Below are 11,033 nucleotides of genomic sequence, written 5' to 3' on the forward strand. Positions count from 1 at the left end.
GTAAAGGACGACAATGTTTTGGACCCTCGTCACTGTCATCATCGCGGGCTTTGCAGGCGGCGGTATCGGGTTGGTGTTGCGCCACCTGACGCGTAACCGCTTGCCCAAGGGGATTATCCCGGTCTGTGCCGGTCTTGCGATGATCCTTGCCACCATCGGGCAGGAATATGGCTGGTACAATGGCGTGCGCAGCACAATGGCCGACGATCTGGTCGTGATCAGCAAGCGTGAGCAGCAAAACTGGTACCAACCATGGACCTTCGTGCAACCTTGGGTGCGCGGCTTTATCTCCTTTTCACCCTCAGAGACGGTCGAGACTGCCGAAGGCTCGGGCCTTTTTGCGGTACAGCTACGCCTGCAAGAGCGCTGGCAGCCACAGATGGTGCGCCCCGCACTCTTTGATTGCGCCGGTGCGCGCTGGACCGATCTGAACGCCAGTATGGTCTTTGACGCCGTCGGTCATCCGGTGGCAGCGATCTGGCGCGAAGAGGCGCGCGAGGATGTGATTTTCGCCAGCGTCTGCGCATCCCACGGCAGCGGCGGCTGATCCGCACGGCCCGAAAGGGGGGCAAGTCCATGTTGAGCCGATTATCCCTACGCCTGCGGATCTTTCTGTTCTTTGCCCTCTTGGCCTTTGGCGGTGCAGCGCTGGTAATCGCGGGGTTGGTCGTCGGCTATACGCGCCTGGGCGAGGTGCATGCGCTCAGCGCCTTCATCATCGCGGGGCTGATCGCGGTTTTTGCCATTGGCGGCCTCACGGTCTGGGTCTGGGTCTTGTTCGATGAACATGTCGCACGGCCGGTTGAACGCTTGGCCGCCGATCTGCGCGCGCGCGCCCATTCCGATGTCGATGAAGGGATCGATCATGGCATCGCGCGCTACCTTGGCGATCTGGCCCCTGCAGCCGATGCGGTCGCCGCCAACCTCTCCGAAACCCGCAATGCCATGGCCATGGCCGTGGGGCGCGAAACCGCCCGCCTCAATGCCGAGAAAACCCGGCTCGAGGCGCTCTTGGCCGAGATCCCCGATGGGGTAATGTTCTGCACCGGCAACCATATGATCGCGCTTTACAACGGGCGCTGCCGCGAGATCTTGCATAATGATCCGGCGCTGGGTTTAGGCAGGCCCGTGGCCGGCCTTGTGCGGATGGGGCCGATCCACCAAGCCTATGGGCGTCTGGTGACACAATCCGGCCGCGAGGGGACAGATATCTTGGTCACCACAAGGCAAGGTGCCCAACTGTTGGAGGCGCGGCTGCGCCTTGTCGATCTGGCCGGGCAAGACGCCGCAGCACCCGGCTATGTGCTGACGCTGCGCGATGTCACCGCCGATCTCAAGATCGGGGCCGAGCGCGCGCATCTCTTGAACCGCCTGTTGGAAACGCTGGAACACATTCTGCCCGATCTGCCCGAGAGCGCGGCCAAAACGACGCTCTCCGCGCTGGTACAAGATACCGCCACGCGCAAAGCCGCCACAGACACCGCGTGGTGGCCGATGGAAGCACTGGGGGCCAACGATCTGGGCGCGGCCTTGCAAGCGCGCCTAGACCGCAAGGCTGTGGCGCTACACCCTGATCTCGACGGCACAGAATTGCGCTGCGACGGGTTTGCGATCACCCGCATGCTGGAACGCCTCGCGCTCGCATGGGCGGAAACCGGGGCGCGCGATCTGGTCCTGACACTGGCATCGCGTGGCCCGGAACAGGCGGTCCTCAGCCTCGAGGCGGCGGGCGCGCCGCCCGATCCCGCGCGTCTGGCACAATGGCTGGACGCGCCGCTTTCACCGGGGCTATCGGGGTTTGATGGCCGGGATGTGCTGCTTAGCCATGGCACGATGATCGGGATCGAACCCGCAGGGCCCGGTCGCCACGCGCTGCGCCTATCCCTTGATCTGGCCACACCGCGCCCCATCGGGCCAAGCCGCATGGTGATGTATGATTTCGACCTGTTGCATGCAGCCATTCCCGAGGCCTTGGCCAAGGCCCCGCTGACATCGCTCAGCTACGTGGTCTTTGATACTGAGACCACGGGGCTGAACCCGCAAAGCGACGAGATTTGCCAGATCGCCGCCCTGCGCTTGGTCAATGGCAAGATCGTGGCGGGCGAACGCTTTGACATGCTGGTCAATCCCGGCCGCAACATCCCTGCATCCGCCACGGCGGTGCACCACATCACCAACGCAATGGTGGCCGATGCCCCCGATGTGGGCGCGGCACTGGCCCGCTTTCACGCCTTTGCCAAAGGATCTGTCTTGGTCGCCCATAACGCGCCCTTCGACATGAGCTTTCTGCGCCGCCGCGAGGGCCAGATCGGCGCGCGCTTCGATCAACCGATCCTCGACACCGTGCTCTGCTCGGCGGTGCTCTATGGCCAATCAGCCGAGCATACCCTTGATGCGCTTTGCGCGCGGCTGCATGTCCAAATCCCGGCCGAGGCGCGCCACACAGCCATCGGCGATGCCATCGCGACGGCCGAGGCGTTTCGCAAGATGATCCCGATGCTTGAGGCGGCAGAACTGCCCAATTTGGAGGCATTGATCAAAGCCTTCGACCGCCATCGCCGGTTAATCGAACATCTGAATTGACCCAACCACCCCTGCCCGACCAGCTTCAGACAAAAGGATAGTGACGATCATGGCGCGTGTTCCGCTCTACAAAGCCACCGAAACCGAGATGATCCGCCGGATAAAGGCCGGTGAATGGGCCGTTGGCCTGCGCCTGCCCAATGAGTTCGGACTGGCCGAGGAATTCGGCGTCAGCCAAGGCACGATGCGGCGCGCCTTGATCACGCTAGAGGGGTTGGGGCTCTTGGCACGCAAACCGGGTCGCGGCACCGTTGTTTGCGCACCTGCAGCGGCCCAAGACCATCAGGAGAATTCGGTACCCGCGCCACAACTGCGCGATGCCAGCGGCGCGCCCGTGATCTTGGATGTTTACCGCGCCCGCAGCGCCACACGCGGCGCGGATGATGAGGAACTGGCCCTATTCGGCACCACGCGCCTTGCCACGCTCGAACGCATTTTTCACCGCAACGGCCAGCGCGCCGCCCGCGATCTTGTCACAATCCCCGAGGCGCTCTTACCCGTCATCGACGAAGATGCCGGTCCCGATCTTGCCGAACTTCTACAAGATGCGGGGCTGGTTGTCGCGCATATCGAGGAAGATATCACCGCCGCCGTGACGACGATGAGCGCCTCCGTCGCGCTAGCTTGCGATCGCTATACCGCGCTTTTGGTGCTGACCCGCATCGCCCGCGACGCAAAGGGCAACCCCATCGCCCGCCAAAGGCTGCAACTGATCGCCGATGGCATGCGCTACGGCGCGTAACCTTTCATCAAGGTTCACGCGCCCCTGCCCATCTTTGCTTTTCAAATACTCCCGCCGGAGGCCCCCGCCGCACGCAACATGCGGCAGCGGCCCGAACAGCGCGGGTCAGATTCCATCAATACAGACATACTTGGTATCGAGATAATCCTCGAGGCCTTGGCTGCCGCCTTCTTTGCCAAGACCCGATTCCTTGACCCCGCCAAACGGCGCCTCGACGGTCGTGATCAGCCCCGAATTAATGCCGATCATGCCGTAAGCCAGCCGCGCATTCAGCCGAAAGGCACGGCCCAGATCGCGGGTATAGGCATAAGATGCCAGCCCGAATTCGGTGGCATTGGCCATGGCGATCACCTCTTCTTCGGTCTCAAAACGGAAGACAGGCGCAAGCGGGCCGAAAATCTCTTCGCGCGCAAAGGCCATGTCCTGCGTCGCCCCGGTCAGCACTGTCGGCTGAAAGAACGTGCCGCCCAGCTGGTGGCGCGACCCGCCCAGCACGACTGTCGCGCCCTTGGCCTTGGCGTCATCCAGCAATTCCTCGACCTTGGCGACCGCGCTTGCATCGATCAGCGGGCCTTGGGCCACACCTGCCTCGCGGCCATCGCCGACCTTCAGGGCGCGGGTTCTCTCGACCAGCTTGGCGACAAAGGCGTCATGCACGCCTGCCTGCACATAGATGCGATTGGCACAGACGCAGGTTTGGCCAGAATTGCGATACTTCGAGACAATCGCACCCTCAACCGCCGCATCAAGATCGGCGTCGTCGAACACGATAAAGGGCGCGTTGCCGCCCAACTCCATCGAGACCTTCTTGACCGTATCAGCCGAGGCGCGGATCAACTCCTTGCCGACCTCGGTCGACCCGGTAAAGGTCACTTTGCGCACCTCGGAGCGTTCCATCATCGCCCCTGCAATCGCGCGCGCCGATCCCGTGACGATGTTCACCACGCCCGAAGGATAGCCGACCTGTTCGGCGAGGGCCGCCCATGCCAGCCCCGAATAGGGCGTCGCCGTAGCGGGTTTGGCCACGACGGTGCAACCCACGGCCAGCGCTGGCGCGATCTTGCGCGCCAGCATGGACGAGGGGAAATTCCACGGCGTGATCATGCCCACCACGCCCACCGGGTGCTTGGTCACAAGGATGCGGCGGCCATTGACACCTGCGGGTACGATCTCGCCCTTGGCGCGGCGCGCCTCTTCGGCGAACCAGCGCACATATTGCGCGCCGATGGCAATCTCTCCCTTCGCTTCGGCCAAGGGTTTGCCCATCTCGATGGTCAAAAGCTCGGCCAGCGCAGCTTGATTGTCCATCAACGCATCATGCAGCTTCCACAAAAGCCCCACGCGGCTCATCAGGTCCATCGCCGAGAAGGCCGGATAGGCCGACGAGGCCGCGTCGATCGCGCGGTGGGTTTCCGCCGCGCCGCTAGCGGGAACCGTGCCGATCACCGCGCCCGTGGCGGGGTTCGTCACATCGATGGTCTTAGCGCTATCGGCCCCCACCCATGCGCCACCGATAAAATTGGCCTGACGCAGCCATGTTTGCCAATCGCTCATCGCATCGCTCCCATCTTGCGGGCCAGATCCAGCATCCGGCAGGAAAAGCCCCATTCATTGTCGTACCAGCCAAAGACGCGCAGCATGCCGCCCTTGGCGCGTTTGATCTCCGGTCCCTGCACGATCACCGATTCGGGGCGCGCACGCAGATCAGTAGACACCAGCGTTTGACCTGTGAAACCCACGATCGGCCCCGCGCGGTCGCGGAAAAAGCCCACGGCCTCCTCGGCCTGCGGCCGCTGTCGGGTGATCACGGCCAGATCAACACAAGAGACCGAGGCCACCGGCACCCGCACCGCCGAGCCGGTGATCCGCCCCGCCAGATGGGGCAGCACCACATCAACAAGCGTGGCCGCACTGGTTGTCGTCGGCACCATGCTGAGCGCTGCGGCGCGGCTTCGCGCGAAATCATCGCCCATCGGCTGATCGACCGTGGGCTGGCTGCCCGTGTAGCAATGCACCGTGGTCAACAGCGCACTTTCCAAGCCCCATTCCGCGTCGATCATTGCGGCCAAGGGGGCCACCGCATTGGTGGTGCAAGATGCATTCGACACGATCCGATGGACAGGCATCAGCGCGGCATCATTGGCACCCAGCACCACGGTTACATCCGCCTCCGGCGATGGGCCCGAGACAAGCACCCGCCCCGCACCAGCGGTGATGCCCGCTTCTGCGAAACTCCGGGTGCGGGCAAGGCCCGTGCACTCCATCACCACATCAATGCCAGACAGGTCCAAAAGCGCCAGATCGGGCACTTGGGTAAAGGGCAAGCTGCGCGCGCCGATCCTTAAAACACCCTCGCCCGCCGTGACCTCCTCAGACCAAGGGCCAAAGACGCTGTCATATTGGAACAGATAGGCACAGGTTTTCAGCGGCGCGATATCGTTGAGCGCCACGATCTCGATCTCGGGCCAGCCGCCTCCCAGCCACGCGCGCAGGACCGACCGCCCGATGCGCCCGAACCCGTTGATTGCCACCTTGATGGTCATGCTGGCCCCCCCGCCTGTTGCGCAAGTGATGCCGCCCGCCGCCGCCCGGCGCAAGGGGGCCATTCCCCCGCCGCGGGCCGCGCGCTAGGATACGCCGAAAAGCGGGGGTGGCACATGGACGGCAACAATCGACAAAGGCGCGTGACCTCAAGCCATTGGGGCGCCTTCGAGGTCGAGACCGAAGGGGATCGGATCATCGCGACCCATCCCTTTGGCCCAGATCCATCACCCCCCGCGATCCCTGCCATCCTACCTGCGGCGGTGCATCACCCCTCGCGGGTGGCGCGGCCATCGGTGCGCCGCGCATGGCTTGCAACCCGCGATCGCGCGGGCCGGGGCGATGGCGATTACATCACCCCCCCATGGGATGAAGCGCTTGATATTGCCGCAGCTGAGATCGACCGCATCCGCAAGGCGCATGGCAACAGTGCCATTTATGGCGGCTCTTACGGCTGGGCGTCCGCCGGGCGGTTCCACCATGCCCAAGGACAAGTGCATCGCTTTCTCAACATGATCGGCGGCTATGTGGCGAGTTTCGGAAGCTATTCCACCGGCTGCGCGCAATCGATCATGCCCCATGTCTTTGGCGAGAATTTCCTGACGCTGACCTATGAGGTGCAAGACAGCTACGCCACGATTGCCGCGCATACCGAAACGCTGGTCATGTTCGGGGGGATCAACCCCAAGAACTCCATGGTCTCGATGGGCGGCATCACCGAGCATCACACCGGCGGATGGTTCGACCGCTTCGCCGCCAGCGGCGTGACGCGCATCAACATCGGCCCGCAGCGGACGGATGCGCCCGAGGGCTGCGACTGGCTTCCCTGCCGCCCCGGCTCGGACACCGCGCTGATGCTGGCGCTTGCCCATGTGCTGGAGGCCGAAGGGCTGGCCGATCACGCATTCCTTGATCGCTACACCACGGGCTATGACCGCTTTCGCCCCTATCTGATGGGCGAGACAGATGGCACGCCCAAATCCCCGGAATGGGCCGCGTCGCTGACGGGCATCAGCCCGGAAAAGACACGCGCCCTTGCCCGCCGCATGGCCACGACCCGCACGCTGATCACGGTGGCATGGTCGCTGCAACGCGCCGAGCATGGCGAACAACCCTATTGGATGTCGGCGGTGCTGGCCGCAATGCTGGGCCAGATCGGCCTGCCCGGCGGCGGCGTGGGTTACGGCTATGGTGCCATCGGCGGCATCGGCAAGGATTTCAAACCCATCGGCGGCATGACCCTGCCGCAGGGGGGCAACCGCGTGGCCGATGTCATCCCGGTGGCGCGCGTGGCCGACATGCTTTTGCACCCCAATGAGCCTTACGACTTTAACGGCGCGCGCCGCATCTATCCCGACATCCGGCTGGTCTATTGGGCGGGCGGCAATCCCTTCCACCATCACCAAGACCTGAACCGGTTGCATCAGGCATGGCTGCAACCTGAAACCATCATCGTGAACGAGCCGTGGTGGACCGCAACCGCCCAGCGCGCCGATATCGTCTTTCCCGCCACCACACCCTATGAGCGCGAGGATATCGGGCGCAGTCCGCTGGACGATTACCTGTTCCACATGCCGCAACTGATCGCCCCCGTGGGCCAAGCACGCGACGATTACGCGATCTTTTCAGGGCTGGCCATGCGCCTCGGCCTGGGCGATGCTTTTACCGAGGGGCGCGATCCGGCGGCTTGGATCGCCCATCTTTACGCAGGGCTAGAGGCGCGCGGGGCAGAGGCGGGCGTGGCGGTGCCAAGTCTTGACGCTTTGCGCGCGATGAATTGGGTCAAGCTCGAGATCGCGGCAGAAGAACAGCCCAAGCCCGTTCTGCGCCGCTTTCGTGCCGACCCGGAGGGCGCACCGCTCAAGACCCCATCAGGCAAGATCGAGATCTTCTCGGCCATCATTGACAGCTTTGGCTATGACGACTGCCCCGGCCACCCGGTCTGGTTGCCGCCAAAGGAATGGCCGGGGGCCGCAAGCAAGGCCGCACCCTTGCATCTTGTCTCACCGCAACCGGGCGACAAGCTGCACTCGCAACTCGAGGCGGCATTGGCCGATCTCGATGGCGCGCGGCCCGAGACCATTCTTATACATGAAGATGATGCAGCACCCCGAGGGATCACCACGGGCGATCTGGTGCGGGTGTTCAACGCACGCGGCGCTGTGCGCGCGCGGGCGCGGGTGACGGGCGATATTCTGGCCGGTGTCGTGGCCTTGCCCACGGGCGCGTGGTTTGGTCCACCGGGCCAGAACATGGATGCAAACGGCAACCCCAATGTGCTGACGCGCGATGTGGGCACCTCGCGCTTGGGCCAAGGAACAAGCGCACACTCGGCGCTGGTCGAGGTACACAAGCTATAGGGGGCGCAAAACTGCAGTTTTGCGCACGGGAAATCTGCAGATTTCCGTTTGGGAAAACCCGGGTTTTCCCCTACGTTTTCCTCGAGGAAAACGCTACCCTCGCGCCGCCACATACTCCGCGACCGCCTGCTTGTAGAGCGCCTGTATCCGCGCCGTCACGGGGCGCGATCCATCGCCCACCGGCTTGCCATCGATCGAGGCCACCGGCGTCTGCGCGCCAAAGGTGCCGGTCAAAAACGCCTCTTCTGCGCCCGCAACCTCGAACAGCGAATAGTTCCGCTCAAACACCGGTATGCCATCGGCGCGGCACAGGTCGATCACCTTTTGGCGCGTGACGCCGTTCATGCAATAATCCCCCGTCGAGGTCCAAACCTCGCCCCGGCGCACGATGAAGAAATTGCAGGCATTCGTCGTGTTCACGAAGCCATGCGGATCAAGCATCAAGGCCTCATCCGCGCCCGCCTGTTCAGCCTGAAGGCAGGCCAGAACGCAGTTGAGCTTGGAGTGAGAGTTGTATTTCGCATCTTGGCTCATCGGCAGGCCGCGCACCTGCGGCACGGTCGCAAGCCTTATGCCCGCGCCCTGTAGCCGGTCCACGGGCTTGGAATGTTCCATGATGATCACCAGCGTCGGACCAGACCGCGACAGCGACGGGTGCTGGAAGGGCCGCACCTTAACGCCGCGGGTCAGCATCAGGCGGCAATGTACATCCGTGACCATCCCATTGGCGCGCCGCGTCCTCTCGAGCGCCTCGAAAATGCCCGCGCGGTCCATGCCGACATCAAGGCTGACAGCTTTGCAACTGTCAAAGAAGCGGTCCATGTGTTCGTCGAAAAAGGCCCAGACGCCGTCGTAAAGGCGCATCCCCTCCCACATGCCGTCGCCCAACAGGAAACCGCTGTCATAGACCGAGACCGTCGCCTCGGCGCGTGGCTTCAGCGCGCCGTTGATGTAGATCAGGATATCGGCATTGCGCGGATCTTCGAGGGCGTCATGGGTGGTGGCGTGATCGGTGTGCATCGGTTGCCCCTTAGCTCTGTCGCGACTGTGGTGCCCCGCACGGGGGCCGTGGTCAAGATCAACGCCCTTGCCTTGTGGCGAACCAAAGGACGAGGCATCCTATGCAGATTGCCGATCACCATGGGGGCCATGATGCAAGACACAGGCATAAACCAAGCCGAAGATCCCGCAGGGCGAGAGCGTCTGACGCGCGAAGATGGCCGCTTTGTCATCCCGGCTGCGTTGATCGCCACGCGCTTTGGGCTGATCCCCAGCATGGTGCCCGCGTTGATGCGGACAGGGCAGATCACAAGCCAGACCGAAATGGGCACCGAGGCCGACGCTGGGCGGTGGCGGCTGACGCTTTATCATGGAGATCATGCGCTGCGCCTGACGGTGGATGAGGCAGGGGTGATCTTGCACCAAACCCGCTTTGCCGCACCGCGCCGTGCGTTGTCACCGCGGTGACATGGCCCACGGTCACACAGGGCACCAGATGAACCAGAAGATGCACGAGCGCAGATGCCTGACCACGCCGATCAACATGCACACCCCAAGGCAAGCCCGACCGAGGTTTTTGCCGTATTCCTGAAACTTGGGCTCACATCTTTTGGCGGCCCAATCGCGCATCTGGGCTATTTCCGCACAGAGTTCGTGGAACGTCGCCGCTGGCTTGATGATGCGGCCTATGCCGATCTGGTTGCGCTGTGCCAGTTCTTGCCCGGTCCTGCGTCCAGCCAAGTGGGCTTTGCGCTGGGGTTGATGCGGGCGGGCGGGCTTGGGGCGGTTGCGGCCTTCATCGGGTTTACACTGCCCTCTGCGCTGCTGCTCTTGGCCTTTGCCCAGATCATGCCGCTGCTGTCCGGACCATTGGCCATGGGGGCGATTGCGGGGCTCAAGATCGTGGCGGTGGCCATCGTGGCCCAAGCGGTATTGGGCATGGCGCGTAGCCTGTGCCCAGACGGCATCCGCGCGGGTATCGCGGTTGGTGCCGTGGTTTGCTTGGCCGCTTTTCCCGGTGTTTGGGGCATGTTGGGGGCCATCGCGCTGGGGGCTATGGCCGGGGCCGCACTGATCCGGCCCGAGATCGGCGCGGCAAGTTCAACACCCGCCATCGCCGTGACGAAGGGGCAAAGCATCGGCGCGCTGATTGCCTTTGTCGGCATGATCGCGCTTTTGCCGCTCTTGGCCGATCTATCGCAGCTTTTTGCCATGCTCGATGGCTTTGTGCGGGCGGGGGCTTTGGTCTTTGGGGGCGGCCATGTCGTCTTGCCCCTGCTCGAGGCCGAGACGGTCGCGCGGGGCTGGGTCAGCACCGATGACTTCCTCGCGGGCTACGCTGCGGCGCAGGCGGTGCCGGGGCCGCTTTTCACCTTTGCGACCTATCTGGGCGCAGTACCGGGGCCAGCGCCCAATGGTTTGGCCGGCGCACTCATCGCCAGCCTTGCCATCTTTGCCCCCGGCTTTCTCATCTTGATCGCGGCCCTGCCCTATTGGGCAAAGTTACGCAGCTTGCCTTCGGCCCAAGCGTTGATGCGGGGGGCCAACGCCGCCGTTGTCGGCGTTCTGGGTGCTGCACTTTATGATCCGGTTTTTTCATCGGCAATTGATGGGCTGGGTGATCTGGCCTTGGCGCTGGCCTGTTTTGTCATGCTGATCGCATGGCGCATGCCACCATGGCTGGTGGTCTTGATCGGGGCGATCGCTGGTGCGGGATTGGCCTTGGTCGGCTAGCTTGCCCAACGCGACCAAAGCAGGATTGCGCCGATTGCACAGACGAACAGCCAAAGGCAGATGCCGCAGATATA

Annotated in this window: 9 protein-coding genes; 6 read left to right on the forward strand and 3 right to left on the reverse strand. The window is 63.6% G+C overall.

Going from position 1 to position 11,033, the window contains the following annotated elements; all coding sequences use genetic code 11:
- The first annotated feature begins 13 nt into the window (after window positions 1-13).
- The 3 genes from KG698_RS10220 to KG698_RS10230 are packed head-to-tail and all read left to right on the forward strand — an operon-like array spanning window position 14 to window position 3,325.
- On the forward strand, window positions 14-547 hold the full coding sequence (locus KG698_RS10220; RefSeq protein WP_213685467.1) for a hypothetical protein: 534 nt from the start codon (window positions 14-16) through the stop codon (window positions 545-547).
- A 29-nt stretch (window positions 548-576) separates the two neighbouring features.
- Window positions 577-2,583, forward strand: coding sequence for an exonuclease domain-containing protein (locus KG698_RS10225; protein WP_213685468.1), 2,007 nt, complete (start codon window positions 577-579; stop codon window positions 2,581-2,583).
- 49 nt (window positions 2,584-2,632) lie between these two features.
- Window positions 2,633-3,325: a GntR family transcriptional regulator gene (locus KG698_RS10230; RefSeq protein WP_213685469.1), complete on the forward strand. Its 693-nt coding sequence runs from the start codon at window positions 2,633-2,635 to the stop codon at window positions 3,323-3,325.
- A 105-nt stretch (window positions 3,326-3,430) separates the two neighbouring features.
- Here the strand turns inward: KG698_RS10230 and KG698_RS10235 are convergent, their stop codons facing one another.
- Window positions 3,431-4,879 carry an NAD-dependent succinate-semialdehyde dehydrogenase gene (locus KG698_RS10235; protein WP_213685470.1) on the reverse strand — a complete coding sequence of 483 codons (1,449 nt, stop codon included), beginning with the start codon at window positions 4,877-4,879 and terminating at the stop codon, window positions 3,431-3,433.
- Window positions 4,876-5,868, reverse strand: coding sequence for a glyceraldehyde 3-phosphate dehydrogenase NAD-binding domain-containing protein (locus KG698_RS10240; protein WP_213685471.1), 993 nt, complete (start codon window positions 5,866-5,868; stop codon window positions 4,876-4,878). The genes KG698_RS10235 and KG698_RS10240 overlap by 4 nt, the downstream gene beginning before the upstream one ends.
- Before the next feature lie 114 nt (window positions 5,869-5,982).
- Here KG698_RS10240 and KG698_RS10245 point away from each other — a divergent pair, with 114 nt between their 5' ends.
- Window positions 5,983-8,226 carry a molybdopterin-dependent oxidoreductase gene (locus KG698_RS10245; RefSeq protein WP_213685472.1) on the forward strand — a complete coding sequence of 748 codons (2,244 nt, stop codon included), beginning with the start codon at window positions 5,983-5,985 and terminating at the stop codon, window positions 8,224-8,226.
- Between the two features lie 93 nt (window positions 8,227-8,319).
- On the opposite strand, the gene KG698_RS10250 is transcribed toward KG698_RS10245, so the two are convergent.
- Window positions 8,320-9,246: an aminotransferase class IV gene (locus tag KG698_RS10250; RefSeq protein WP_213685473.1), complete on the reverse strand. Its 927-nt coding sequence runs from the start codon at window positions 9,244-9,246 to the stop codon at window positions 8,320-8,322.
- A 129-nt stretch (window positions 9,247-9,375) separates the two neighbouring features.
- Between KG698_RS10250 and KG698_RS10255 the strand changes: the two genes are divergently transcribed.
- Both KG698_RS10255 and chrA read left to right on the forward strand, forming a co-directional pair.
- Complete coding sequence (locus KG698_RS10255; RefSeq protein ID WP_300983542.1) at window positions 9,376-9,693, forward strand: DUF6522 family protein; 318 nt, start codon at window positions 9,376-9,378, stop codon at window positions 9,691-9,693.
- Window positions 9,694-9,747: 54 nt separating this feature from the next.
- On the forward strand, window positions 9,748-10,959 hold the full coding sequence (gene chrA, locus KG698_RS10260; protein WP_213685474.1) for a chromate efflux transporter: 1,212 nt from the start codon (window positions 9,748-9,750) through the stop codon (window positions 10,957-10,959).
- Window positions 10,960-11,033 lie beyond the last annotated feature (74 nt).

The organism is Roseicyclus sp. (assembly GCF_018402035.1).
Lineage (GTDB): Bacteria > Pseudomonadota > Alphaproteobacteria > Rhodobacterales > Rhodobacteraceae > Roseicyclus.